27 protein-coding genes are annotated in these 23,943 nt (G+C 72.2%); 18 read left to right on the forward strand and 9 right to left on the reverse strand.

Features of this window, described 5'->3' with window-relative positions; genetic code table 11:
- The first annotated feature begins 36 nt into the window (after positions 1 to 36).
- A complete protein-coding gene (locus ACPFP2_RS24070) occupies positions 37 to 609 on the forward strand; it encodes a hypothetical protein (RefSeq protein ID WP_363878138.1) in 573 nt (190 codons plus the stop codon).
- A gap of 60 nt (positions 610 to 669) precedes the next feature.
- Here the strand turns inward: ACPFP2_RS24070 and ACPFP2_RS24075 are convergent, their stop codons facing one another.
- Positions 670 to 966 (reverse strand): ferredoxin, encoded by a 297-nt coding sequence (locus ACPFP2_RS24075; protein WP_424091647.1) that lies wholly within the window; start codon positions 964 to 966, stop codon positions 670 to 672.
- A gap of 178 nt (positions 967 to 1,144) precedes the next feature.
- On the opposite strand from ACPFP2_RS24075, the gene arc reads away from it, so the two are divergent.
- From arc to ACPFP2_RS24095, 4 genes are all read left to right on the forward strand, one after another.
- On the forward strand, positions 1,145 to 2,926 hold the full coding sequence (arc, locus tag ACPFP2_RS24080) for a proteasome ATPase (protein WP_424091649.1): 1,782 nt from the start codon (positions 1,145 to 1,147) through the stop codon (positions 2,924 to 2,926).
- 149 nt (positions 2,927 to 3,075) lie between these two features.
- On the forward strand, positions 3,076 to 5,145 hold the full coding sequence (locus tag ACPFP2_RS24085) for a hypothetical protein (RefSeq protein ID WP_424091651.1): 2,070 nt from the start codon (positions 3,076 to 3,078) through the stop codon (positions 5,143 to 5,145).
- 59 nt (positions 5,146 to 5,204) lie between these two features.
- Positions 5,205 to 6,722: a depupylase/deamidase Dop gene (dop, locus tag ACPFP2_RS24090; protein ID WP_424091653.1), complete on the forward strand. Its 1,518-nt coding sequence runs from the start codon at positions 5,205 to 5,207 to the stop codon at positions 6,720 to 6,722.
- Between the two features lie 106 nt (positions 6,723 to 6,828).
- Entirely contained in the window at positions 6,829 to 7,044 is a 216-nt protein-coding gene (locus ACPFP2_RS24095; protein WP_074477166.1) for a ubiquitin-like protein Pup, read from the forward strand.
- 16 nt (positions 7,045 to 7,060) lie between these two features.
- On the opposite strand, the gene ACPFP2_RS24100 is transcribed toward ACPFP2_RS24095, so the two are convergent.
- Complete coding sequence (locus ACPFP2_RS24100) at positions 7,061 to 7,306, reverse strand: hypothetical protein (RefSeq protein WP_424091739.1); 246 nt, start codon at positions 7,304 to 7,306, stop codon at positions 7,061 to 7,063.
- Here ACPFP2_RS24100 and ACPFP2_RS24105 point away from each other — a divergent pair.
- The 3 genes from ACPFP2_RS24105 to prcA all read left to right on the forward strand — a co-directional run bounded on the left by ACPFP2_RS24105 (position 7,226) and on the right by prcA (position 9,173).
- A complete protein-coding gene (locus ACPFP2_RS24105; protein ID WP_424091656.1) occupies positions 7,226 to 7,516 on the forward strand; it encodes an endonuclease VII domain-containing protein in 291 nt (96 codons plus the stop codon). The genes ACPFP2_RS24100 and ACPFP2_RS24105 overlap by 81 nt on opposite strands.
- Complete coding sequence (gene prcB / locus ACPFP2_RS24110; RefSeq protein WP_424091657.1) at positions 7,435 to 8,274, forward strand: proteasome subunit beta; 840 nt, start codon at positions 7,435 to 7,437, stop codon at positions 8,272 to 8,274. Before ACPFP2_RS24105 ends, prcB begins: the two co-directional genes overlap by 82 nt.
- Positions 8,275 to 8,339: 65 nt before the next feature.
- The gene (gene prcA, locus ACPFP2_RS24115; RefSeq protein ID WP_424091658.1) at positions 8,340 to 9,173 is read left to right on the forward strand and encodes a proteasome subunit alpha; all 834 of its coding nucleotides are present in this window, start codon (positions 8,340 to 8,342) and stop codon (positions 9,171 to 9,173) included.
- A 364-nt stretch (positions 9,174 to 9,537) separates the two neighbouring features.
- Here prcA and ACPFP2_RS24120 read toward each other — a convergent pair whose 3' ends face one another.
- The 6 genes from ACPFP2_RS24120 to rfbB are packed head-to-tail and all read right to left on the reverse strand — an operon-like array spanning position 9,538 to position 14,832.
- Complete coding sequence (locus ACPFP2_RS24120; RefSeq protein ID WP_424091660.1) at positions 9,538 to 10,566, reverse strand: glycosyltransferase family 2 protein; 1,029 nt, start codon at positions 10,564 to 10,566, stop codon at positions 9,538 to 9,540.
- Entirely contained in the window at positions 10,563 to 11,870 is a 1,308-nt protein-coding gene (locus tag ACPFP2_RS24125; RefSeq protein WP_424091662.1) for a lipopolysaccharide biosynthesis protein, read from the reverse strand. Before ACPFP2_RS24125 ends, ACPFP2_RS24120 begins: the two co-directional genes overlap by 4 nt.
- A complete protein-coding gene (locus tag ACPFP2_RS24130) occupies positions 11,870 to 12,571 on the reverse strand; it encodes a glycosyltransferase family 2 protein (RefSeq protein WP_424091664.1) in 702 nt (233 codons plus the stop codon). Before ACPFP2_RS24130 ends, ACPFP2_RS24125 begins: the two co-directional genes overlap by 1 nt.
- Positions 12,564 to 12,950, reverse strand: coding sequence for a DUF2304 domain-containing protein (locus tag ACPFP2_RS24135; RefSeq protein WP_088978778.1), 387 nt, complete (start codon positions 12,948 to 12,950; stop codon positions 12,564 to 12,566). The genes ACPFP2_RS24130 and ACPFP2_RS24135 overlap by 8 nt, the downstream gene beginning before the upstream one ends.
- Positions 12,947 to 13,834: a dTDP-4-dehydrorhamnose reductase gene (rfbD, locus tag ACPFP2_RS24140; RefSeq protein WP_424091666.1), complete on the reverse strand. Its 888-nt coding sequence runs from the start codon at positions 13,832 to 13,834 to the stop codon at positions 12,947 to 12,949. Before rfbD ends, ACPFP2_RS24135 begins: the two co-directional genes overlap by 4 nt.
- Positions 13,831 to 14,832: a dTDP-glucose 4,6-dehydratase gene (gene rfbB / locus ACPFP2_RS24145; protein WP_424091667.1), complete on the reverse strand. Its 1,002-nt coding sequence runs from the start codon at positions 14,830 to 14,832 to the stop codon at positions 13,831 to 13,833. The genes rfbD and rfbB overlap by 4 nt, the downstream gene beginning before the upstream one ends.
- Before the next feature lie 88 nt (positions 14,833 to 14,920).
- Here rfbB and rfbA point away from each other — a divergent pair, with 88 nt between their 5' ends.
- The 5 genes from rfbA to ACPFP2_RS24170 all read left to right on the forward strand — a co-directional run bounded on the left by rfbA (position 14,921) and on the right by ACPFP2_RS24170 (position 18,843).
- On the forward strand, positions 14,921 to 15,805 hold the full coding sequence (gene rfbA, locus ACPFP2_RS24150) for a glucose-1-phosphate thymidylyltransferase RfbA (RefSeq protein WP_424091670.1): 885 nt from the start codon (positions 14,921 to 14,923) through the stop codon (positions 15,803 to 15,805).
- Between the two features lie 55 nt (positions 15,806 to 15,860).
- Positions 15,861 to 16,484: a dTDP-4-dehydrorhamnose 3,5-epimerase family protein gene (locus tag ACPFP2_RS24155; RefSeq protein WP_424091671.1), complete on the forward strand. Its 624-nt coding sequence runs from the start codon at positions 15,861 to 15,863 to the stop codon at positions 16,482 to 16,484.
- Positions 16,485 to 16,552: 68 nt separating this feature from the next.
- A complete protein-coding gene (pafA, locus tag ACPFP2_RS24160; RefSeq protein ID WP_088978783.1) occupies positions 16,553 to 17,911 on the forward strand; it encodes a Pup--protein ligase in 1,359 nt (452 codons plus the stop codon).
- Positions 17,912 to 17,973: 62 nt separating this feature from the next.
- Positions 17,974 to 18,171 carry a hypothetical protein gene (locus tag ACPFP2_RS24165; protein ID WP_088979720.1) on the forward strand — a complete coding sequence of 66 codons (198 nt, stop codon included), beginning with the start codon at positions 17,974 to 17,976 and terminating at the stop codon, positions 18,169 to 18,171.
- A gap of 123 nt (positions 18,172 to 18,294) precedes the next feature.
- Positions 18,295 to 18,843 carry a carboxymuconolactone decarboxylase family protein gene (locus tag ACPFP2_RS24170; protein WP_424091737.1) on the forward strand — a complete coding sequence of 183 codons (549 nt, stop codon included), beginning with the start codon at positions 18,295 to 18,297 and terminating at the stop codon, positions 18,841 to 18,843.
- A 22-nt stretch (positions 18,844 to 18,865) separates the two neighbouring features.
- Here the strand turns inward: ACPFP2_RS24170 and ACPFP2_RS24175 are convergent, their stop codons facing one another.
- Complete coding sequence (locus ACPFP2_RS24175) at positions 18,866 to 19,951, reverse strand: DUF3866 family protein (RefSeq protein WP_424091673.1); 1,086 nt, start codon at positions 19,949 to 19,951, stop codon at positions 18,866 to 18,868.
- A gap of 193 nt (positions 19,952 to 20,144) precedes the next feature.
- Here ACPFP2_RS24175 and ACPFP2_RS24180 point away from each other — a divergent pair, with 193 nt between their 5' ends.
- The 5 genes from ACPFP2_RS24180 to tatC all read left to right on the forward strand — a co-directional run bounded on the left by ACPFP2_RS24180 (position 20,145) and on the right by tatC (position 23,933).
- Positions 20,145 to 21,143, forward strand: a complete 999-nt coding sequence (locus ACPFP2_RS24180; RefSeq protein ID WP_424091675.1) for a helix-turn-helix transcriptional regulator — start codon at positions 20,145 to 20,147, stop codon at positions 21,141 to 21,143.
- Entirely contained in the window at positions 21,140 to 22,156 is a 1,017-nt protein-coding gene (locus ACPFP2_RS24185; protein WP_424091676.1) for a helix-turn-helix transcriptional regulator, read from the forward strand. Before ACPFP2_RS24180 ends, ACPFP2_RS24185 begins: the two co-directional genes overlap by 4 nt.
- A 10-nt stretch (positions 22,157 to 22,166) precedes the next feature.
- The gene (locus ACPFP2_RS24190; protein WP_424091678.1) at positions 22,167 to 22,415 is read left to right on the forward strand and encodes a hypothetical protein; all 249 of its coding nucleotides are present in this window, start codon (positions 22,167 to 22,169) and stop codon (positions 22,413 to 22,415) included.
- Positions 22,416 to 22,628: 213 nt separating this feature from the next.
- Complete coding sequence (gene tatA / locus ACPFP2_RS24195) at positions 22,629 to 22,961, forward strand: Sec-independent protein translocase subunit TatA (RefSeq protein ID WP_424091680.1); 333 nt, start codon at positions 22,629 to 22,631, stop codon at positions 22,959 to 22,961.
- Positions 22,962 to 22,979: 18 nt separating this feature from the next.
- Positions 22,980 to 23,933, forward strand: coding sequence for a twin-arginine translocase subunit TatC (gene tatC, locus ACPFP2_RS24200; RefSeq protein WP_424091682.1), 954 nt, complete (start codon positions 22,980 to 22,982; stop codon positions 23,931 to 23,933).
- The last annotated feature ends 10 nt before the right edge of the window (positions 23,934 to 23,943 follow it).

Raw genomic sequence — 23,943 nt, forward strand, 5'->3', positions numbered from 1 at the left:
CGGTGCGGGTCGGCGGCACGACCTGGGGGAGATGGCATGAGTCGGCCGGGTTTCGGCGGTGGTGAACTGCCGGCCGTGTTCCCGGACTGGTCGCCCTACACCGACCTGGAGTCGGCCGCGCGGGCGTACCTGCGCGACCCGGACATCGCGCTCGAGGCCCTGCACGGGGTGCTGCGCGGGGCGTCGGTGCTCGGCTTCACACTGGAACGCTTCGTCAACGAGGTCAACGGGGTCTGGCAGGAGGTCGTCGTCTGCGACGGCAGCCGGCTGGTGCTGTGGCACGGCGAGGACGTGCCGCCGGGGGAGGGGCCGCCCGGCTCGATGACCTCCTCGCTGCGGGTGGTGCCGGTCTCCACGGTCACCGAGGTCGGCTGCCGGCGGCGGCTGACCCGCGCCGACACCGGCGAGGTCCGGGTCGACAGCATCGACGTCTACCTGCTGCTGACCTCGCTGGACGAGGCGCCGCCCGGCGACGAGGTCGTCGGCGCGCCCCGGCACGACGCGCTGCGCTTCGGCAAGACGCTCGACGACGGCGGGGCCGGTCAGATCGCCCGGCTGGAGGAGTTCGCCCGGCTGGTCGCCTCGGTGGTCGGCCGCCCGGTGCTCTGAGTACGCGAGAGCCGCGGACGACCAGGTCGTCCGCGGCCCGCACCGCCGCCCGCGGGCGGCTCAGTCGTCCTCGGCCTCCGGGCCGGCCACCTCGACCCCGTCGCTGCCGCGCACCACGTGGATGCACTCGCCCGGGCACTCCTTCGCGGAGTCGATCACCTCGAGGCGCAGGTGCTCCGGCACGTCGACGCGGGCGCCCGGCGCCTGCCGCAGCTCGCCGTCGGGGCCCTTGACGTACGCCAGGCCGTCGACGTCGAACTCGAAGACCTCCGGCGCGTACTGCACGCAGAGCCCGTCGCCCGTGCATAGGTCCTGATCCACCCAGACCTGAAGCTGGTCCGTCGCGACCTCCGTCACCGGTGCACCCCCCATGTTCTCCCGTCCCACGCCTCGACGGTACCCGAACGCCCGGACCTGCCCCTCAGGCGTCCCGTCGCGATCAAGGTTCGGTGACGAGGGCGTTGCGTAGGACCGAATCGGCCTCATAGCGGCTAGTGTTAGGGCAGAACGTTCAAGCCCCCCGGGGAGGTGGGACGTGGCACGCAGCGACGACGCGGACTCGCGCGCCGCACGGTGGGAGAAGGAAGCCCACGATCTCTCCACGCAGGTCGCGTTCCTGCAAGAGGAACTCGCTCTGGTGCGGCGCAAGTTGACCGAAAGCCCCCGACACGTCCGGCAGCTCGAAGAGCGGCTGGCGGCCACCCAGGCACAGTTGGCGCGGCTCACCGAGAACAACGACCGGCTCGTGAGCACCCTCAAGGAGGCTCGCGCGCAGATCGTGACGCTCAAGGAGGAGATCGACCGCCTGGCACAGCCGCCGAGCGGTTACGGGGTCTTCCTCGCGCGGCACGACGACGGCACGGTGGACATCTTCACCGGCGGGCGCAAGCTCCGCGTGGCCGTCTCACCCTCGCTGGACGCCGCCGAGCTGCGGCGCGGCCAGGAGGTCCTGCTCAACGACGCGCTCAACGTGGTCGACGCGTTCGGCTACGAGCGGGTCGGCGAGGTGGTGATGCTCAAGGAGATCCTCGCGGGTCCCGACGGCACACCGGGCGACCGGGCGCTGGTGGTGTCGCACTCCGACGAGGAGCGCATCGTGCACCTCGCCGACACCCTGATCGGCACGTCGATCCGGGCCGGCGACTCGCTGATGATCGAGCCCCGCTCGGCGTACGCGTACGAGCGGATCCCGAAGAGCGAGGTCGAAGAGCTGGTCCTGGAGGAGGTGCCCGACGTCGACTACACCGACATCGGCGGCCTCCAGGCGCAGATCGAGCAGATCCGCGACGCGGTGGAGCTGCCCTTCCTGCACGCCGACCTGTTCCGTGAGCACCAGCTGCGCCCGCCCAAGGGCATCCTGCTGTACGGCCCGCCGGGTTGCGGCAAGACGCTCATCGCCAAGGCGGTGGCCAACTCGCTGGCCAAGAAGATCGCCGAGCGGCAGGGCAAGGAGAAGCACACCAGCTTCTTCCTCAACATCAAGGGCCCGGAGCTGCTCAACAAGTACGTCGGCGAGACCGAGCGGCACATCCGGCTGATCTTCCAGCGGGCCCGGGAGAAGGCCGGCGAGGGCACCCCGGTGATCGTGTTCTTCGACGAGATGGACTCGATCTTCCGGACCCGCGGCTCCGGTGTCTCCTCGGACGTGGAGAACACCATCGTCCCGCAGCTGCTCAGCGAGATCGACGGCGTGGAGGGGCTGGAGAACGTCATCGTGATCGGCGCCTCCAACCGGGAGGACATGATCGACCCGGCCATCCTGCGCCCCGGCCGGCTCGACGTGAAGATCAAGATCGAGCGTCCGGACGCCGAGGCGGCCAAGGACATCTTCTCCAAGTACATCCTCTCCGGCCTGCCGCTGCACCCCGACGACCTGGCCGAACACGGCGGCGACGCCCAGGCCACCGTGGCCGCGATGATCGACGCGGTGGTGCTGCGGATGTACTCCGAGACCGAGGAGAACCGCTTCCTGGAGGTCACCTACGCCAACGGTGACAAGGAAGTCCTCTACTTCAAGGACTTCAACTCCGGCGCGATGATCCAGAACATCGTCGACCGCGGCAAGAAGATGGCGATCAAGGAGTTCCTCACCTCCGGGCGCAAGGGGCTGCGGTTGCAGCACCTCCTCGACGCCTGCGTCGACGAGTTCCGCGAGAACGAGGACCTGCCCAACACCACCAACCCGGACGACTGGGCCCGCATCTCCGGCAAGAAGGGCGAGCGGATCGTCTACATCCGCACCCTCGTCTCCGGCGGCAAGGGCGCGGAAGCCGGCCGCTCCATCGAGACCGCCAGCAACACCGGCCAGTACCTCTGACCGGACGACGTCGGAAGGGCCCGCGGCGCACACCGCGGGCCCTTCCCGCATGTCACGACACGTTCACCGGGGCGACCCGCTCCCGGCGGGCGGAATGCCGGACTCGTCGCTAGAATTCCCACACCGCCGTCGACTTGCCGAGGAGTCTCGTGCTGCCCGAGCTCACCGTCGTCGAGCCGCCTACCCGCACGGCGGTCGAGGACCAGCACCCGGCCTCCGCCACCCCGCGCCGTCGCCGACGCGCGCTCGTGGCGGTGCTGGCCGGGCTCACGGCCGCCTGGCTCGCCCCCCTCGCCGCGCACGCCGTGCACCGCGAATGGCTGCTGCTCCCGCTGGTGCTGCTCGCCACGGCCAGTGTGCTGCGCGGTGGGCGTACCCTCCTCGACCGGCTGATGCTCGCGCTCGCGCTGCTGCTCGGCGCCGCCACCGCCGGCGGGCTGCTCTTCGCGGTCTGGCCCTGGGGCATGCGGCCCGTGCCGCTGACCGGGCTCGCCCTCACCGTGGTCGTGCTCACCGCGGCGGCGCTGCGGCGGCGCCCCCGGCTGCCCCGCCCCGGCTGGGCCGACCTGTTCCCCGTCGTCGCCACCGCCGGGATGATGATCTACCTCAGCGGGCCGTGGCGGCGCGCACCCGACCTCGCCGACCAGCTGAGCATCCTCGGCCGGGGCGAGGACAACTGGCGCCACCTGGCCATGTTCGACGTCATCGGCCGCCTCGGCGGGTACGCCTTCGTCGACCCCGCCGCCGCCAAGGACCAGATCCTCTCCCAACTCCTGTACTACCCCCAGGGCTGGCACCTCCTGGCCGCCATGCTCGACGGGTTCCTCGTGCCCGCCGGCGCCGACCCCCGCGGCGCCGACGCCGTCGCCCACTACGCCGGCTGGACCCTCGCCGGCTTCGGGCTGTTCGTGCTCGCGGTGAACTGGGCCGCCCAGCGGATCTCCGGCCCCATCCACCTGCTGCACCGCGCCGCCCTCACCGTGGTGGTCTGCGCGCTGCTGCTCGGCACCCAACTGCCCCGGCTGCTGCTCTCCGGCTACCCGACCGAGGTCCTCGGGCTCACTCTCACGGTGCTCCTCGCCGCCCTCGTCGGCCGTCCCGTCGCCGGCACCCGCGAGCAGTTCGTGCTGCTGGTCGCCCTGCTCGTCGGCGTCGGCTTCACCTACTACCTCTTCCTCCCGCCCGCCGCCGTGCTCGTGCTCTGCTGGGTCGTCGGGCACTGGCGGGAGGCGCTGCGCCGCTGGGTCACCGTGCTCACCGTCGGCCTCGCCGGCACCGCGCTCGCCCTCGTCGCCCCCCTGCTCGGCGTGCTCCGCGCCGAGCAGACCGAGGCGCTGGACGTCGGTGGCGGGATCGGCGCGCGCACCGAAGCCTGGCGCGCCCTGATCTGGCTCGGTGGGATCGTCGGCGTCGCCCTGCTCGTGCAGATCCGCCGCGCCGACCCCGCCTGGCGGCGCTGGCTGCTCGTCTGCGCCGTCGGCGTCGCCCTGCCGCTGGGCATCGCCCGGTACAACACCACCTCCGGCGTCGAACCCGGCTACTACTTCATCAAGTCCACCCACCTGGCCACCGCGCTGCTCGTCGTCGGCGCCGCGGCCGTCGTCCGGCTGCTGCCCGCGCCCCGCCTCGGCCGGTCCTGGCGCGCGATCACCGCCAGCGCCACCGGCGTCCTCGGCGCGGTGCTCGTGGCGGCCCTCGCCGTCACCCTGTGCGGGGTCACCGGATGGCACCACAGCCTGCTCGTCGCCCACCACCAGACCTGGACCCAACGCTGGGTCCACCAGGACCTGAGCCTGCCGTCCAGAGTGGCCTGGGTCTGCGCCGACGCCCAGCAGCGCTACCCCGACCAGCCCGGCGTCACCACCATCGTGCTCGACCGCGGCGCCTACCGGGCATACGTGGAGACGCTCTGCCTCTCCGCCCTGCACGGCACCACCGCCCGCACCGAGCCCGGCGTCTACAGCATCGTGTTCGACGAACCGGACCGCACCCACGAGATGGCCCGGCGGGTCACCGGGCCGATCCGGTTCATCGCCGCCGACTGGCGCGCCCAGCGGCGCGTGCACTGGATGCTGGTCAATGACCCGGCGCTGCGGGAACGGGTCACCTGGGTCCCCCTGGCCGTGCCCGAGTGCGACGTGCTCCCCTCCGACCCGCCACCTCCGCCCGGCACCCCGCAGACGACGCCGGCTGTGCCGGCGTGCCCCTCCACGCCCTGAGGGCGACTACGCTCGACATGGACGGGGGACCGGGTTGGGCGAGCGGAGCAGGTAGGTCGATGAGCGTCAGACGAATCATGGGCACCGAGGTCGAGTACGGCATCTCCGTGCCCGGTCAGGCCGGAGCCAACCCGATGGTCACCTCCTCGCAGGTGGTCAACGCCTACGGGGCGCGTCCGGAACTCAACCGGGGCGGCCGCGCCCGCTGGGACTACGAGGAGGAGTCGCCGCTGCGCGACGCCCGCGGCTTCACCTACTCCGGCGCCGCGTACGACCCCGCCGAGGCGCTCGCCGACGAGGACCTCGGCCTGGCCAACGTGATACTCACCAACGGCGCGCGGCTCTACGTCGACCACGCGCACCCGGAGTACTCCACTCCCGAGGTGACCAACCCGCTGGACGTGGTCCGCTGGGACAAGGCGGGCGAGCGGGTGATGGCCGAGGCCGCCCGCCGCGCCGCCACCATCCCCGGCACCCAGCCGATCCACCTCTACAAGAACAACACCGACAACAAGGGCGCCAGCTACGGCGCGCACGAGAACTACCTCATGCGGCGGCAGACCCCGTTCGCCGACATCGTGGCGTACCTGACCCCGTTCTTCGTCACCCGGCAGATCGTCTGCGGCGCCGGCCGCGTCGGCATCGGCCAGGACGGTGGCCAGAGCGGCTTCCAGATCTCGCAGCGGGCCGACTTCTTCGAGGTCGAGGTGGGGTTGGAGACCACCCTGAAGCGGCCCATCATCAACACCCGCGACGAGCCGCACGCCGACGCCGACAAGTACCGCCGACTGCACGTCATCATCGGCGACGCCAACCTGTCGGAGATCTCCACCTACTTGAAGGTCGGCACCACGGCGCTGATCCTCACCATGATCGAGGAGAAGGCGCTCGGGGCCGACCTCGGCATCGCCGACCCGGTCGCCGAGCTGCGCGCGGTCAGCCACGACCCGTCGCTCACGCACCTCATGCGGATGCGCGACGGCCGCCGGCTGACCGCCCTGGACGTGCAGTGGGCGTACCTGGAGCGGGTCCGGTCCTTCGTGGACGACCGGTACGGCGACGACGTGGACGCGCAGACCGTCGACGTGCTCGACCGCTGGGAGAGCGTGCTGGACCGCCTCGGCCGCGACGCGTTCCTCTGCGCCGAGGAGCTGGACTGGGTGGCCAAGCTGCGGCTGCTGGAGGGCTACCGGGAGCGGGAGAAGCTGGGCTGGGGCTCGCACAAGCTCCAGCTGGTCGACCTGCAGTACTCCGACGTTCGCCCGGAGAAGGGCCTCTACCACCGGCTGGTCTCGCGGGGCTCGATGAAGACGCTGCTCGACGACGAGCAGACCCGCACCGCGATGGTGGAGCCGCCGGAGGACACCCGGGCCTACTTCCGGGGCCGCTGCCTCGCCCAGTACGCCTCCGAGGTGGTGGCGGCGAGCTGGGACTCGGTGATCTTCGACATCGGCCGTGAGTCGCTGGTGCGGGTGCCGATGATGGAGCCGGAGCGGGGCACCCGCAAGCACGTCGGCGCCCTCTTCGACCGCTGCGAGAGCGCCAAGGACCTGCTGGAGACGCTGACCGGCGGCTGACCGGCCGTCGACGGGGGCCCGGCGGGCGCCGCAAGCCGGCGCGCGACGGGCTTTTCGTCGCTCAGGCGAGGTAAGTTCATCGGAGACGATCGTGGAGGAGGCAGCCATGGCCACTCGTGACAGCGGCGGGCAGTCGCAGTCGGGCAAGGCCCGTCAGGGCGAGGAGATCGAGGACGTCACCACCGAGGCGAACCCGGAGGTCGCCGAGCGGCACGCCGAGATCACCGAGGACGTCGACGACCTGCTCGACGAGATCGACTCCGTCCTGGAAGAGAACGCCGAGGAATTTGTCAGGGGCTACGTGCAGAAAGGGGGCCAATAGGGCGTAGCCTGGCAAATCAGACACACCTCGGCCGTCTGATGATCGGGACAGCCTCCGCCGTTGTCGCGACTGCGATGAGTGGAAGCCTCTCGATGAGTTCTGCTCCAACAGTCGTCGGCCCGACGGTCGCGGCAGCTTCGGCAAACCCTGTCGCGAGTACCACCTGCGCCGTCGCTACGGCGTGGGCGAGAAGGAGTTCCAGGAACTCCTCGCCGAGCAGGGTGGCGTCTGCGCGATCTGCGGCGGGGAAGATCCCCAACATCTGGACCACGATCATCGCACCGGGTGGGTGCGCGGGATACTCTGCTTCAACTGCAACGGTGGTCTTGGCCGGTTCCGTGACAGTCCCACGAGGCTGGCCAGGGCGATCACGTACCTGAGAGGAACCACGTGGCAGCGGGTTTTGATCCATCCGGGCGTCTACCAGATGTGTTCACCAACGCGGGGACGTCCTCCTTCACTACGTTCCTGAGTCAGGTGGCCCCCGAGATGCTGCCCGGCCGTCGGCCGCTGCCGCCGGGCATGGCCGCCGACATGGCACCGCACGCGACGACCATCGTGGCCATCTCGGCCGCCGGTGGCGTGGTGATGGCCGGCGACCGACGGGCCACCATGGGCAACCTCATCGCTCAGCGCGACATCGAGAAGGTGCACCCGGCCGACGCGTACTCGCTGGTCGGCATCGCGGGCACCGCCGGCATCGGCATCGAGCTGATGCGACTGTTCCAGGTGGAGCTGGAGCACTACGAGAAGATCGAGGGCGCGATGCTCTCGCTCGACGGCAAGGCCAACCGGCTCGCCTCGATGATCCGCGGCAACCTCGGCGCGGCCATGCAGGGCCTCGCGGTGATCCCGCTCTTCGCCGGCTTCGACCTGGCCGCGAAGGACCCGGCCCGGGCGGGCCGGATCTTCAGCTTCGACGTGACCGGCGGCCCGTACGAGGAGACCGGCTACGACGCGATCGGCTCCGGTTCGCTCTTCGCCAAGTCGGCGCTGAAGAAGCGGTTCCGTGCGGGACTGTCGATCGACGACGCGACCCGGCTGGCCGTCGAGGCGCTCTACGACGCCGCCGACGACGACACCGCCACCGGCGGGCCGGACCTGACCCGCCGGATCTACCCGGTGGTGATGACGGCGACGGCCGAGGGCACCCACCGGCTCACCGACGCCCAGACGGCGTCGATCGCCGAGTCGGTCGTCGCCGCGCGGATGGAGAACCCGGGCGGCTGACCCCGCTCCCACCCCACCCAGCAGTCAGCAGTCGTCAGCACAGCGCCCGAAGGAGAACCGCCGCCGTGGCCATGCAGTTCTACGCCTCGCCCGAGCAGATCATGCGCGACCGCTCCGAGCTGGCCCGCAAGGGCGTGGCCCGGGGCCGTAGCGCGGTGGTCCTGAGCTACACCGGTGGGGTGCTCTTCGTCGCGGAGAACCTCTCCAGCGCCCTGCACAAGGTCAGCGAGATCTACGACCGGATCGGCTTCGCCGCCGTCGGCCGTTACAACGAGTTCGAGAACCTGCGCCGGGCCGGCGTGCGGATGGCCGACCTGAACGGCCTGAGCTACGACCGGCGTGACGTGACCGGCCGCGCCCTGGCCAACGCGTTCGCGCAGACCCTCGGCGCGATCTTCACCGAGCAGTCCAAGCCGTTCGAGGTGGAGATCTGCGTGGCGCAGGTCGGCGCCACGTCCGAGGAGGATGAGCTCTACCGCATCACCTACGACGGTTCGGTCAACGACGAGCCGGGCCGGATGGCGATGGGCGGGCAGGCCGAGGCGATCACCAACGTCCTCAAGTCCGACCACCGGCCGGACATGACGCTCAGCGAGGCGGTGCGGGTGGCCGTGCGGGCGCTGAGCAGCGTCGGCGGTGAGGGCGGTGCCGCCCGGACCATCGCGGCCAACCAGCTCGAGGTGGCGGTCCTGGACCGCGCCCGGGTGGGCCGTACCTTCCGGCGGATCACCGGTGCGGCGCTGACCGCCCTGCTGGACGGCGACGCGTCGGGTGACGCCGCGCCGGCCGGCGGCCGGGCCAAGACGCCGACCGTGCCGACCGAGGAGGCGCACAAGCCGACCACGTCCGCCGGCTCGGCGGACCTGGAGGGCCAGCAGGACGAGCAGCCGGAGGCGTAAGGGCCTCAGGTCCGCGGGGGTCGGGGGTTCTCCCCGGCCCCTGCGGCGTGTCCGGACCAGCACGCCCTCGGCCCGCGTCCACGCCGCCGGTCCTACGCCCACGACCGGCCCCCAACCACCCGCGCACCAGACCACCCCGCCGTTGCAAGCAGTTTCACGGAATGAGTGGCTATCCTGCGCAGAATAGCCACTCATTCCGTGAAAGTGCAGGCCACGGAGGGGCGTGGTGCGGCAGCGGATGCTCGTCGATGGTCGGCCGGGGCGCCTGACGAGGCGGCGACGTGGATCAGCGGGGAGGGTGTTCGTAGGCCGGATACGGCGACGGCCGCCCGGAGCCTGCCGGGGCGGCCGTTCGCGGGGACGGTCAGCGCGTGCGCAGCAGCGGCCGGGCCAGGGCCCAGTAGCCGGCGGCGACGGCGTTGAAGACGCCCATGCCGGGCGGCGAGTCGACGTTCGACGGGGCCACCTTCGCCGTCATCAGCTCGGCGATGATCCCGTCGGGAACGGTCCGCTCGGCCTGCAGCTGCCGGCGGCGGGCGCGCAGCCAGGCCCGGTTGGTCCAGAGCCAGCCCCAGCCCTTGAACTTCTGCTTCGACCAGCCGCCGGCGAGCGAGGCGGCGAGCATGGCCACCTCGGTGAGCAGCAGGACGGGTGCGAGCACGACCAGGGTGCGGGTCTCGTACGCGGTGAGCAGGGTGACCAGCCGGTTGCGCTCGACCAGGTAGAGCTTGAGCGCGTTGCGGGAGAACTCGTAGTGGTGCCGCACGACGGCGTCCGGGACGTACTCCAGGCGCAGGTTGCGCTGCCAGAGCCGCAGGCTCAGCTCGGTGTCCTCGTGGTAGGCGAAGTACTCGGCGGCGAAGCCGTCCAGCTCCCGCCAGAGCGCCCGGTTGATGACGAAGCAGCAGCCACTCAGCGACGGCACCGTGGTGCGGACGGCGTGGGCGCTGGCCGGCTCGCCGTTGCCGCCGGCCCAGGACAGACCGGTGAAGTGCAGCGGGTTGCCGGAGGTGTTGATCAGCTCGGGGTCGTCGGCGAGCCGGATCGAGGCCATCGCCGCGCCGACGCCCGGTTCGCCGGCCACGGCGACGACCTTGGCCAGCGCGTCGGGGGCGACGACGGCGTCGGAGTTGACGAACGCGAGCCATTCGCCGGTCGCCTCGGCGGCGCCGACCCGGCAGCCACCGGAGTAGCCGGTGTTCTCCTCGGGGCGGATCACCCGGACGCCGGGGAAGCCCTTGACGATGTCGATGCCGTCGCCGGTGCAGCCGTTGTCGACCACGATCAGCTCGATGTCGACGTCGGTGCTGTCGAGTACGGCGCGGGCGGCGTCGACCAGGTACGGCTCGGCGCCGTAGGCCAGCATCACCGCGGAGACCTGCGGGCGGGTCATCGGATGCCTCCGGAAACTCCGGTCGCCACGGCCTCGTCGAGGGGCCGGGCAGGGACGGGGTGGGGACGGTTGCCGCGGCGCAGCAGCAGCGCCATGGTGGCGGCCACCACGACGGAACCGACGGCGTAGGCGAGTTCGACGCGCAGCGCGACCGACATCGGGGTGAGCGTCACGACGAGCAGGGCGGCCACGCCGATCGTCCAGGCGACGGCCTGGGCCCGGTGCCGGTCGAGGGCGAGCAGGCCCTGGCCGAGCACCATCGCCCACAGGTAGGCCAGGGTGGCCACGGCCAGCCAGGCGAAGTCGCCGTGGCCGAGCACGTCGGAGGCGTCGAAGAGGGCGCCGACCAGCCAGGGGCCGAGGGCGACCGCGCCGACCGCGCCGAGCACGCCCAGGGCGGTGACGATGCCGAGCGCCCGGCGCAGCAGGTTGTGGAAGCCGCCGAGGTCGCCGGTGCTGGCCGAGGTGGCCAGGCCGGGCAGCAGGGACGCCTGCAGGGAGGCGAAGACGAACAGTGGGATGCGGACCAGCACCAGCGCGGAGAGCAGCGCCCCGGCGGTGGCGACGTCGGACGGGTCGAGCAGCCGGACGTTGATCACCCCGATGTTGACCACGACCTGGGAGAGCAGGCTGGAGACGGTGAGTAGGCCGAGGCCGCGCAGCAGCGCGCCCCAGGCCACCGGCACGCCGCCGCCGACGGCGCGCAGCACCGGCGGCAGGGTGAGCAGGACGCCGACCAGCGGGGCGATCACCAGGACCAGCCCGTACCAGAGGGGGGAGGTGACGCCGGTGAGCCCGAGCAGGGCGACCATGGCGATGCGCAGGCCGCCGTCGACGCCGAGCTGGCCGCCGTACCAGGGGAAGAGCTGCAGGCCGGAGAGGACGCCTCGGGTGGTGTAGGCCACGGCCATGGCGGCGAGTGAGCCGATGAGCACCCAGACCATCGCGCCGTCGCCGGCGAAGAGCCGGTCGGCGAGCAGGTCGTGGCCGGCGAGCAGGACCACCACCATGAGCGCGAGCACGCCGGCGGCGAGGGTGGCGCCGCGGGTCAGCACCGGCCCCGGCGGCAGACCCTGGCTGCGGCGGGTGGCGACGACCCGGGCGATCTCCTGTTCGACGGGGAGGAACACGCCGATGCCGAGGGTGAAGACGATCGACCAGAGCACCGACAGGGAGGAGTAGTCGGCCTCGGTGAGGCTGTGTCCGGCCACCGCGAGGTGGACGTAGGAGGCCAGCCCGAGCAACGCCAGCCCGGCACCCACCGCGAGGGTGCCGGGCGGGACGAGGTTGAGCAGGCGCCGCATCACCGGCGGATGAGCGCGAGCGTCAGTACGGCGAAGGCGCGGCCCAGGTAGATCATGGCCTTGGCGGGGGAGTGGCTGGGGGTGCCGGCCATCCGCTTGCGCATGGCGACCGGGACCTGGCGGATCGTGTAGCCGCGCCGGGCGGTGTGCACCAGCGTCTCGACGGTGTCGCCGAGGTACTCGGCCGGGTACCAGGCGGCGAACATCTCGATGACCCGCCGGTTGGCGGCCCGGAAGCCGGACGTGGTGTCGGTGAGCTTCGTCTTCGCGACCTTGGACAGCACCAGGGACAGCATGACCATCGCCCAGCGGCGGGGGCCGCGGACGCTGTAGTCGCCCTCGCCGGCGAACCGGGCGCCGATGACCAGGTCGACCTCGTCGAGCAGGTCGACCAGCTTCGGCACGTACCGCGGGTCGTGCTGGCCGTCGGCGTCGATCTGGATGGCGACGTCGAAGCCGTTGTCCCGGGCGTACCGGTAGCCGAGCCGCATGGCCCCGCCGACGCCGAGGTTGTACGGCAGCTTCGCGACCCGGGCGCCGGCGGCGGCGGCCACGGCGGCGGTGCGGTCGGTGGACCCGTCGTCGACGACCAGCACGTCGACGCCGGGCAGTTCGCCGCGGACCTCGCCGACGACGTCGGCGATGGAGCCGGACTCGTTGAGCGCGGGGATGATGATCAGTACGCGCTTGCCGTTAACCATCGTGGGACACCAGTTCGTCTCGGGCGGATGCGGTCCGGGCCGCCCGCTCGGCCTCCACCTCGGCGCGGAGCAGGGCGAAGTCCTCGGCCAGGGTGCGGGTCTCCTCCTCCAGGGCGCTGACCTCCCAGCTCAGGTGCACGCACACCAGCAGCAGGAAGACGATGCCGAGGAAGAGCACGAGGCTGACGCCGGAGGCGACGCCGAGTGTGCCGGCCACGTTGTCCAGCAGCCGGGGGAACAGCGACAGCGGGATGACGATCAGCAGCACGGCGAGCCAGAGCATGCCGTACTTCTCGCGCAGTTGCCGGCGACGCAGCAGCTCGACGATGGTGACGAGCAGGATCAGGCCGGTCAGGCCGGTGACCAGGGTGAGCTTCATGCGACCTTCCACGGGGCGGGTGGAGTGGGGGAGTCGAACGCGTCGGACAGCGTGTCGTGCCAGTCCGGCAGTGGCGGCAGTCCGGCCACCGCCCAGCGGTCGTGCCCTAGCACACTGTACGCCGGTCTGGGGGCGGGACGGGGATACCGGTCGCTGGTGGTGGGTCGGATCCGTTCCGGGTCGAGCCCGGCGAGGGCGAACGCGGCGCGGGCCAGGCCGTACCAGGTGGTGCGGCCGGAGCAGGTGCCGTGGTAGATCCCGGCGGGGGCCCGCCCGGCCAGCGCCGCGTCGGCGAGCGCCACCAACTGGGTGGCCAGGGCGTACGACCAGGTGGGCTGGCCCTGTTGGTCGTCGACCACGTCGAGGTGCTCCCGCTGGCCGGCCAGGCGCAGCATGGTGGCCACGAAGTTCGGCCCGTGCGCGCCGTAGAGCCACGCGGTACGCACCACGTAGCCCGTTTCGGGGAGAAATCGGACGACGGCCCGCTCCCCGGCCAGCTTGCTGCGGCCGTACGCGTTGATCGGGTCGGTCGGCGCGTCCTCGGCGTACGGGGCGTCCGCGTTGCCCGGGAACACGTAGTCGGTGGAGACGTGGACCAGGCGGGCCCCGGTGTCGGCGCAGGCCCGGGCGAGGTGCGCCACGGCGTCGCCGTTGACCGCAGTGGCGGCCGCCTCGGCCTGCTCCGCGCCGTCGACGTCGGTCCAGGCGGCGGTGTTGAACACCACGTCGTGCCCGGCGACGGCGGCGCGGACGGCCTCGGCGTCGGTGATGTCCAGTTCGGCGCGGGTGGCAGCGCTCACCGTGCGGTCGGACCGGTTGGCCAGCACGGCCAGCAGGTCCTGCCCGAGCATGCCGCCCGCGCCGGTGACGAGGACGCGCGTCATGCGGCCTTGGCCGCCTTCAGCGGCTCCCACCAGGCCCGGTTGTCGCGGTACCACTGCACCGTCTCGGCGAGGCCCCGGTCGAGGTCGATGCTCGGGGCGTACCCCAGCTCGGCGTTGATCTTGCTGATGTCCAGCGAGTAGCGGCGGTCGTGGCCCTTGCGGTCGGCGACCGGGACGACCCGGTCCCAGTCGGCGCCGCACGCCTCGAGCAGCCGGCCGGTGAGCTCCTTGTTGGTCAGCTCGGTGCCGCCGCCGATGTTGTAGACCTCACCGGCGCGGCCCTTCTGCTGCACCAGGGCGATGCCCCGGCAGTGGTCGTGCACGTGCAGCCAGTCGCGCACGTTGCCGCCGTCGCCGTAGAGCGGGACGGTGCCGCCGTCGAGCAGGTTGGTCACGAACAGCGGGATGACCTTCTCCGGGAACTGGTACGGCCCGTAGTTGTTGGAGCAGCGGGTGACCACCACGTCCATGCCGTGGGTGCGGTGGTACGCCAGGGCGAGCAGGTCCGAGCCGGCCTTGGAGGCCGAGTACGGGGAGTTCGGCGACAGCGGCCAGGTCTCGGTCCAGGAACCGGAGTCGATCGAGCCGTACACCTCGTCGGTGGAGACGTGCACGAACCGGCCGGTGCCGTGGCGCAGGGCGGCGTCGAGCAGCGTCTGGGTGCCCAGCACGTTGGTGGTGACGAACGGCGCGGCGCCGGCGATCGAGCGGTCGACGTGCGATTCGGCGGCGAAGTGCACGATCACGTCGTGACCGGCGACGACCTCGTCGACCAGCTTCGGGTCGCAGATGTCGCCCTGCACGAAGCGCAGCCGCTGGTCGTCGCGCACCGGGGCGAGGTTGTCCAGGTTGCCGGAGTAGGTCAGCTTGTCCAGCACGGTCACCGCGGCCGGTTCGACGGCGGGCACCCCGGACGCGTCACCGCCGGGCACGCCCAGCAGCATCCGTACGTACTCCGACCCGATGAATCCGGCTCCGCCGGTGACGAGAATCCTCACGGGTCCGGAAGTGTACGCGAATCCGCAGCAGGGCCGGGGGACGGCGACCCCGGTGTCCGGTTCACGCCGGTGCAGGTAGTCTCCCCGGGTGCGTGGAATCCTTCTCGCTGGTGGCACCGGGTCCCGGCTCTGGCCGATCACCCGGGCGGTCTCCAAGCAGCTGATGCCGATCTTCGACAAGCCGATGGTCTACTACCCGCTGTCGACGCTGGTGATGTCCGGGGTGCGCGAGATCCTGGTGATCACCACGCCGGAGGACCAGACCCAGTTCCAGCGGCTGCTCGGTGACGGCAGCCAGTGGGGCCTGCGGCTGGAGTACGTCACGCAGGCCCGCCCGGAGGGCATCGCGCAGGCGTTCGTGCTGGGCGCGGACTTCATCGGCGACGAGTCGGTGGCGCTGGTCCTGGGCGACAACATCTTCCACGGCGCCGGCCTGGGTCGGCAGTTGGCCGCCGGTGGCGATCCGGTGGGCGGTCGGGTGTTCGCGTACCCGGTGGCCAACCCGGAGGCGTACGGCGTGGTCGACTTCGACGCCGACGGCCGGGTGCTCTCGATCGAGGAGAAGCCGGAGAAGCCGAAGTCCCGCTACGCCGTGCCGGGGCTGTACTTCTACGACAACCGGGTGGTCGAGATCGCCCGTGACCTCAAGCCCAGCGCCCGGGGCGAGCTGGAGATCACCGCGGTGAACGAGGCGTACCGGACGGCCGGCGAGCTGTCGGTGACCGTGCTGGACCGGGGCACCGCCTGGCTGGACACCGGCACCTTCACCTCGATGATGCAGGCCGGCGAGTTCGTGCGGGTGATCGAGGAACGCCAGGGTATGAAGATCGGTTGTGTCGAGGAGGTCTGCTGGCGGGCCGGCCTGATCGACGACGACCGGCTGCGCGAGCTGGCCGAGCCGCTGACCAAGAGCGGCTACGGCGACTACCTGCTCGGTCTGCTGGCGGAGAAGAACGAGACGGCGGGACGATGACCGCGTGGCACGAGCCGGCTCGGCGAGCCGCGCGGGCGCGAACGGAGGTGGCGAAGTGAAGATGCGCGAGCTGGGCATCGAGGGCGCCTGGGAGATCACCCCGCAGCAGCACGGCGACCCGCGCGGGCTGTTCATGGAGTGGTACCGCTTCGACCGCCTCGCCGAGACGGTCGGGCACCCGCTGCGCCTGGCGCAGGGCAACCTGTCGGTCTCGGCCCGGGGCGTGGTGCGCGGCATCCACTTCGCCGACGTGCCGCCCGGGCAGGCGAAGTACATCACCTGTGTCCGGGGCGCGGTGCTCGACGTGGTGGTGGACCTGCGGGTCGGCTCGCCGACGTTCGGCCGCTGGGACAGCGTCCGGCTCGACGACGTCGACCGGCGGGCGGTGTACCTCAGCGAAGGGCTGGGGCACGGCTTCTGCGCGCTGACCGACGACGCGACGCTGAGCTACCTCTGCTCGACCACCTACAACCCGACCGGCGAGCACGGGGTGCACCCGCTCGATGCGGAGCTGGCCATCGAGTGGCCGGCCGGGTCGCCGCGGCTGTCCGCCAAGGACGCCGACGCGCCGACGTTGGCACAGGCGCGCGAGGCCGGCCTGCTGCCGGACTACGAGACCTGCCGGACGTACGTGGCGAGTCTGGGCACCGACGGTTCGTCGTACTCGGACGGGATTTGATCGACCGGAGCGCACCAGCTGTGCTGTGGCAGTGACGATCCGGGCCTCCGGGCGGCTAATGTCTCATCATGGAGCGGCGAATCTTCGGCCTTGAGACCGAGTACGGCGTCACCTGTACCTACCGTGGGCAGCGTCGGCTGTCCCCTGACGAGGTCGCCCGGTACCTCTTCCGCCGCGTCGTGTCGTGGGGCCGGTCGAGCAACGTGTTCCTGCGCAACGGGGCCCGGCTCTACCTGGACGTCGGCTCGCACCCCGAGTACGCCACCCCGGAGTGCGACTCGGTCACCGACCTGGTGGCCCACGACCGTGCCGGTGAGCGGATCCTGGAGGGTCTGCTCATCGACGCCGAGAAGCGGCTGCACGACGAGGGCATCGCCGGGGAGATCTACCTGTTCAAGAACAACACCGACTCGGCCGGCAACTCGTACGGCTGCCACGAGAACTACCTGGTCTCGCGGCACGGTGAGTTCGGCCGTCTCGCCGACGTGCTCATCCCGTTCCTGGTCACCCGCCAGTTGATCTGCGGCGCGGGCAAGGTGCTGCAGACCCCGCGCGGGGCGGTCTACTGCCTGTCCCAGCGGGCGGAGCACATCTGGGAGGGCGTCTCCTCGGCGACCACCCGCAGCCGTCCGATCATCAACACCCGCGACGAGCCGCACGCGGACGCCGAGCGGTACCGGCGGCTGCACGTCATCGTCGGCGACTCGAACATGAACGAGGTCACCACGCTGCTCAAGGTCGGCAGCGCCGACATCGTGCTGCGGATGATCGAGGCCGGGGTGGTGATGCGCGACCTGACGCTGGAGAACCCGATCCGGGCGATCCGCGAGGTGTCGCACGACATCACCGGGCGGCGCAAGGTCCGGCTCGCCTCCGGCAAGGAGGTCAGCGCCCTGGAGATCCAGCAGGAGTACCTGGCGAAGGCGACCGAGTTCGTCGAGCGTCGCGGCGGCGACCAGACCGCCAAGCGGGTGGTGGAGCTCTGGGGCCGGGTGCTGCGCGCGGTCGAGACCGGTGACCTGGACCCGGTGGCCCGGGAGATCGACTGGGTGAGCAAGCTGCGGCTGATCGAGCGATACCAGCGCAAGCACGACCTGCCGCTGTCGCACCCCCGGGTCGCCCAGATGGACCTGGCGTACCACGACCTGCGGCGCGGCCGGGGCCTGTACGGCCTGCTGGAGCGGCGCGGCCAGGTCGACCGGGTCGCCACCGACCCGGAGATCTTCGAGGCGAAGGAGACCCCGCCGCAGACCACCCGGGCCCGGCTGCGCGGCGAGTTCATCCGGCACGCCCAGGAGAAGCGGCGGGACTTCACCGTCGACTGGGTGCACCTGAAGCTCAACGACCAGGCGCAGCGCACCGTGCTCTGCAAGGACCCGTTCCGGGCGTACGACGAGCGGGTCGAGCGGCTGATCGCCAGCATGTGAGACGTCTCGGCGGCCGGTGCGCGGCGCACCGGCCGCCGACGCACCGGTACGCTGGCGTCGCGATGATGACCTCCGACCCGGCCGACCGCGAGCGCGGCGGCACCGAGAAGCTGAACTGGATCGAGCGGCGCCGCGAGAAGATCCGCGCCGAAGTCGAGCGCAACCGCCGGGGCGAGTACACCGTGCCGACCTGGGTGCTCGCGGTCGCGTTGATCGCCATCGTCGGCGGCTGGCTGGCGTTGATCTTCCTGCTCGGCTGAGCCCCCGGGCCGGTGCCGCAAGTGCGCACGTACGGAGTTGGGCCGCGCGTCCGGCGCGTGCCAGCGTGACCATCCACGAGTCGGTGGCCGCCCGCGGCGGCCCTGTCCAGGGATGGTGACGTCATCGCCCACATCGACCTCGGCCTCGACGAGAAGCGGCACCCCGGCATCACCGGGCCCATGATCTTCCGCCCGGAGACCGCCGAACCCCTCAACGCCCTGGCGGAGACGCTGCTGCGCGCGCCGCACCCCACGCTGAGCCCCGGCGAGCGGGAGCTGATCGCCGCCTACGTCTCCGGGCTCAACGAGTGCCACTTCTGCTGCTCGTCGCACTCGGCCATCGCTGCCGCGCAGCTCCCCGAGGGCGCCGACCTGGTCGACCGGGTCCGCGCCGACCCGGAGACCGCCCCGATCGGGGCGAAGCTGCGCGCCCTGCTGCGGGTCGCCGCCGCCGTGCAGCGCGACGGGCGGTCCGTCACCGGTGAACTGGTCGACGACGCCCGCCGCGAGGGCGCCACCGACCTGGAGATCCACGACACGGTGCTGATCGCCGCCGCGTTCTGCATGTACAACCGGTACGTCGACGGCCTGGGCACCTTCGCCCCGCAGGACGCGCAGGCGTACGAGAACTCGGCCCGGCACATCGTCGCCCACGGCTACGGCGCGTTCTGAGCCGACCGGCCAGGGCCGGGGCTCAGGGCACGAGCCGCGCCGCGTGTCGTCCGGCCGCCGCGGCGGCGAGGAAGTAGGCGTGGTCGGCGTCCAGGCCCCGGCCCATGGTCGACAGCGTCACCGGCAGGGCGCGCAGCGCCGCGTCCAGACCGTCGGTGGGCACCCTCACGAGGGTGTGCCGCGCCGCGAGGGGCGCCAGCGCGGCGTCCACGTCGGCGGCGAGCGCCGAGTCCAGGCCGGTGGGCACGACCAGCTCCGCCGGGGCCAGGGCGACCCGGCCGTACGCGGTGAGGCTGTGGTGCGACACGCCCCGGTGCCGGGGGCGCGGGTCGGCGTCGGAGATGCGCAGCGAGCCGACCGCCCGTCCGCCCAGCGTGGCGACCGCGTTGACCGCCTCGCCCACGCCGACGCCGGAGAAGCCCCAGCGGGTGCCGGTGCCCAGGTTGCCGGGGCCCTGGGCGACGATCGCGACGTCGGCGCGCAGCACGTGCCGGGCGGCGAGCAGGCCGCTGTGCACGGTGGTGGCCTCCAGGTCACCGCCGAACGCCTGGCCGACGCTGACCGTGCCGACGAGCCGGTCGCGCAGCCCGTCGAGGGTGCGGGAGAACCAGGCCGGCAGCGCCCCGCCGTCGGTGAGCACGTACGCCACCCGTGCCCGTGGCGCGTCGGCGTGCACGCCGGCCACGATCGCCGGCAGCGCCGAGTGCAGGTCGGCGGTGACCACCGGCAGGCCGTCCAGGCTGTCCACGCCGGCCAGCAGCTCGTGGTGCGGGGACGCCTCCTCGTCCACCCCGAGCATGATCGCCTGCAACGGGGTGTAGCGGGCCTTGACCAGGTGCCCGGCGTCGCGGGTGTCGCCGGCCTGCGGCGGGTCCGGCGGGAGCCGGTCGGGCAGCGCCACGACCAGGGCGTAGCCGCCGGTGCCGAGCCCCATCAGCAGCGCGCCCGCGTTGAGCAGCACCCGGTCGCCGGGCTGCGGGTCGCCGACCAGCGCGGGGTAGGCCAGGGCGCGCATGACGCCCCCGTCGGTCAGGTCGACGTCGAGTTCCGCCGCGCCGGCCCACCGTCGCCGTACCGCCGCCACCGTCCCGGACCGCCATCGCACCATGCCCGGCACGCTATCGGCGCGACGGTCGCCGTCCACGTCCGGGGCCCTGCCGGTCCTGACCTCGCCTTCCGGCGCGGGGGCTCACCCTGGGTCGCGCCGGTCGACACGGTGCGGCGTCGCCGGGTGGTGTCGGGCGGCACGACGCGCCCGCGCGGGTGCACGGGTCGCCCGCGCGGGCTGCTAGCGTTCACCCGTGTCGCGGAACCGCACCGAACGCCTGGTCAACCTGGTGATCTGTCTGCTGTCCACACGACGGTTCCTGACCGCCGCGCAGATCGCCGCGACCGTGCCCGGCTACGAGCACGATCCGGACGATCCCAAGGAGCACGAGGCCTTCCAGCGCAAGTTCGAGCGGGACAAGGCCGAGCTGCGGGAACTGGGCGTCCCGCTGGAGACCGGGACGGCCAGCGTCTTCGACGCCGAGCCGGGGTACCGGATCGCCCATCGTGAGTACGCGCTGCCCGACATCCCGCTCGAACCGGACGAGGCCGCCGCCGTCGGCATCGCCGCGCGGCTCTGGCAGCACGCCGGGCTGGCCGCCGCCGCCTCCTCCGGGCTGGCCAAGCTGCGCGCCGCAGGCGTGGACGTCGACCCGCAGGCCACCCTCGGCCTGGAGCCGATGGTGACGGTCGACCCGGCGTTCGCGCCGCTGACCGCCGCCGCCCGCGACCGCCGGCAGGTCACCTTCGACTACCGGGTGCCCGACCGGGACGCCCCGACCCGCCGCCGGTTGCAGCCGTGGGGCGTGGTCTGCTGGCGCGGCCGGTGGTACGTGGTCGGCCACGACCTGGACCGCGACGCCACCCGCTGTTTCCGGCTGTCCCGGGTGGTGGGCGCCGTGCGGGTGACCGGCGAGCCGGGGAGCTACGAGCCGCCGGCCGGGGTGGATCTGATCAGCCACGTGGCCCGCTGGTCCGGACCGGTGGAGCGGACCGGCCGGGCCACCGTGCTGGCCGCCCCGGGCCGGGCCGCCGGCCTGCGCCGCTGGGCGGTGCGCACGGTGCCGGACCCCGCCGGGGACCGGCTGACCCTGCCGTACGCCGACCCGGACTACCTCGCCGGTCAGCTCGTCGGGTACGGCCCGGACGTGCGGGTGCTGGATCCGCCGGAGGTGCGCGACGCGGTGATCCAACGGCTCAAGGAGATCGCCGCCCGGCACGAGGACCTGGCCGTGGCCGGAGGTGCCCGGTGACCCGCCCGGCCGCGAAGGGCGGCTCACGCGCCTCCGCCGACCGGCTGGCCCGACTGCTCAACCTGGTGCCCTACCTGCTGGCCCGCCCCGGCATCGAGATCGCCGAGGCCGCCGGGGACCTGGGCGTCACCGAGCGGCAACTGCGCGAGGACCTGGAACTGCTCTGGGTCTGCGGGCTGCCCGGGTACGGCCCGGGTGACCTGATCGACATGGCCTTCGACGGCGACCGGGTCACCATCACCTACGACGCGGGCATCGACCGGCCGCTGCGGCTCACCCCGGACGAGGCGCTCGCGCTGGTGGTGGCCCTGCGGATGCTCGCGGAGACCCCGGGGGTGGCCAACCGGGAGGCCGTCGAGCGGGCCCTCGCCAAGATCGAGAGCGCGGCCGGCGACCTGGTGGGCGCGCCGGTGGCGGTGCGGCTGCCCGGCGACACCGAGCGGGTGCGCGAGCTGAGCGCCGCCGTCGAGCGCGGCCGGGCGCTGCGGATCACCTACTACACCGCGGCGCGGGACGAGAGCACCGAGCGGACCATCGACCCGCTGCGGATGCTCGTGGTCGGCGGCCGGGCGTACGTGGAGGCGTGGTGCCGGCGGGCGGAGGGGGTACGGCTGTTCCGCGCCGACCGCATCGACGCGGTCACCGAACTCGACGAGGCGGCCGTGGTGCCGCCGCAGGCCCGCCGGCACGACCTCAGCGACGGCGTGTTCCGCCCCTCGCCGGACCTGCCGCTGATCACCCTGCGGATCGGTCGGGGCGACCGGTGGATCACCGAGTACTACCCGTGCGAGCGGGTGGAGGTCGACGGCGATCACTGGCTGGTGTCACTGCGGGTGACCGATCTGGGCTGGGCCCGCCGGTTCGTGCTCGGGCTCGGGCCGGACGTCACCGTGCTCGCCCCGGTCGAGCTGGCCGAGCAGGTCCGCGCCCAGGCCGCCGCCGCGCTGGCGGCGTACGCCACCCCGGCCGGCGCGCCGTCGGCCGATCAGGCGGTGGGGAGCGGCACCCAGTAGGCTGACCGCCGTGGTGAAGTGGATCGTGCTCGCGGTGGTGCTGTTCGCGCTCGTCGTGCTGGCCCTGGCGGTGCGGCCGGTCGTGGCGCGGCTGCCCCGGCTGCGCCGGGCGGTGGTGGCCCTGCAGCGCCGCCAGGCCGACGCCGAGGCGCTGCGCGAGGCCGCCGAGGTGCTCCAGGTGCGGGCGGAGGCGTTGCAGCAGCGCGCCGAGCTCGCCCAGGACCGGATCGAGCTGATCAAGGCCAAACGCGGTAGGTGATCGACCGCGGTCGGTGAATCGTGCGCGATCTGCGCGATCGGCGTCCGTTTCGCGCACCAGTGAGCGCCCGTAGGTGGTTGACGGGACACTTGCAGGTGGTCAAGACTTCACCGGCCGGTCGCGTCACCAGCGGCCCGGCGGGTGGCAGCGGCCCGAGACGCACGTACGATGGGCGGCGACACACCCTTCGACACAGAGCGACTGGAGCTTCCCATGGGTGCCCTCAAGCCGTGGCACATCGCCGTACTCGTGGTCGTGCTGATCCTGCTCTTCGGCGCGAAGCGGCTCCCCGACGCGGCCCGCTCGCTGGGCCGTTCGCTGCGGATCATCAAGGCGGAGACCAAGAGCCTGCACGACGACGACAAGGACCTGGCCGAGAAGGCCGATGCGCAGGCCGGCTACCAGCCGCTGCCGCCGCAGGCTCCGCAGCAGCAGTACGTGCAGCAGCCGTACGCCCAGCCGCAGCAGCAGTACGCCCCGCAGCAGGCCCCGCAGCAGCCGGTCGCCCCGCCGGTCGACCCGGTGCAGCGCGTCCGCGACAACTGACCGAAGGGCCCGAACACCGTGGCCTTCGCGCTCCGCAAGCGCGGCCCGAGCAACTTCGACCGGGCCGCCGACGGGTCCATGACGCTCATCGAGCACATCCGTGAGCTGCGTAACCGCCTGTTCCGCGCCTCGCTGGCGATCCTGGTCGGGTTCGGCTTCGGCATCTGGCTCTCCGGCCCGGTGCTGCACCTGCTCCAGCAGCCGTACTGCGACCTGCCGAAGGCGCGGCTGGTCAACGGGTCGTGCAACTTCGTCCAGCTCGGCCCGGCGGACCTGTTCCTGCTCCAGCTCAAGGTCGGCCTCTGGGTCGGCCTGATCATCGCCGCGCCGGTCTGGCTGTACCAGCTCTGGGCGTTCATCGCCCCGGGTCTGCACCGGCACGAGCGGCGGTACGCGTACTTCTTCACCGCCCTGGCCGCCCCGCTCTTCGCCGCCGGCGCGGTGCTGGCGTACTTCGTCACCGCCAAGGGACTGGAGTTCCTGCTCAACATCTCCGGCGGCGGCGACATCACCACCACGCTGGACATCACCCGGTACATCTCGTTCGTCACCAACCTGATCATGCTGTTCGGGGTGGCCTTCGAGTTCCCGCTGGTCGTGCTGATGCTCAACTTCGTCGGCCTGGCCAGCGGGCGGAAGCTGCTGAGCTGGTGGCGGGTGGCGGTCTTCGTGTTCTTCGCCTTCGCTGCGGTGGTCACCCCGACCCCGGACCCGTTCGGCATGACCGCCCTGGCGATCTGCCTCTCCGCGCTCTACTTCGCCGCGGTCGGCGTCGCCTTCCTCAACGACAAGCGCCGTGGCCGGGGCAAGGAGATCTACTCCGGCATCGCCGACGACGAGGTCTCGCCGTTGCAGCTCGACGACGAGCCGGTGACCGCCACGCCGGAGCTGAGCCACTCCGGGCCGATCACCGCACCGGAACCGGTCGCCGCGCCCGCGCCGATCGACCGCCGCTACGACGACATGACCTGACGGCGTTCGT

Origin of the sequence: Micromonospora citrea (genome assembly GCF_049629545.1) — a bacterium.
Classification (GTDB): domain Bacteria; phylum Actinomycetota; class Actinomycetes; order Mycobacteriales; family Micromonosporaceae; genus Micromonospora; species Micromonospora citrea_A.

Excerpts from the sequence above, each read along its gene's own strand:
- ACPFP2_RS24165 (WP_088979720.1), top strand. The coding sequence starts at position 17,974 with ATGATGACCTCCGACCCGGCCGACCGCGAGCGCGGCGGCACCGAGAAG.
- ACPFP2_RS24095 (WP_074477166.1), top strand. The coding sequence starts at position 6,829 with ATGGCCACTCGTGACAGCGGCGGGCAGTCGCAGTCGGGCAAGGCCCGT.
- ACPFP2_RS24135 (WP_088978778.1), bottom strand. The coding sequence starts at position 12,950 with ATGAAGCTCACCCTGGTCACCGGCCTGACCGGCCTGATCCTGCTCGTC.
- rfbD (WP_424091666.1), bottom strand. The coding sequence starts at position 13,834 with ATGACGCGCGTCCTCGTCACCGGCGCGGGCGGCATGCTCGGGCAGGAC.
- ACPFP2_RS24175 (WP_424091673.1), bottom strand. The coding sequence starts at position 19,951 with ATGGTGCGATGGCGGTCCGGGACGGTGGCGGCGGTACGGCGACGGTGG.
- dop (WP_424091653.1), top strand. The coding sequence starts at position 5,205 with ATGAGCGTCAGACGAATCATGGGCACCGAGGTCGAGTACGGCATCTCC.
- ACPFP2_RS24120 (WP_424091660.1), bottom strand. The coding sequence starts at position 10,566 with ATGACCCGCCCGCAGGTCTCCGCGGTGATGCTGGCCTACGGCGCCGAG.
- ACPFP2_RS24100 (WP_424091739.1), bottom strand. The coding sequence starts at position 7,306 with ATGTTGGGGATCTTCCCCGCCGCAGATCGCGCAGACGCCACCCTGCTC.
- pafA (WP_088978783.1), top strand. The coding sequence starts at position 16,553 with ATGGAGCGGCGAATCTTCGGCCTTGAGACCGAGTACGGCGTCACCTGT.
- ACPFP2_RS24130 (WP_424091664.1), bottom strand. The coding sequence starts at position 12,571 with ATGGTTAACGGCAAGCGCGTACTGATCATCATCCCCGCGCTCAACGAG.
- tatA (WP_424091680.1), top strand. The coding sequence starts at position 22,629 with ATGGGTGCCCTCAAGCCGTGGCACATCGCCGTACTCGTGGTCGTGCTG.
- ACPFP2_RS24070 (WP_363878138.1), top strand. The coding sequence starts at position 37 with ATGAGTCGGCCGGGTTTCGGCGGTGGTGAACTGCCGGCCGTGTTCCCG.
- ACPFP2_RS24125 (WP_424091662.1), bottom strand. The coding sequence starts at position 11,870 with ATGCGGCGCCTGCTCAACCTCGTCCCGCCCGGCACCCTCGCGGTGGGT.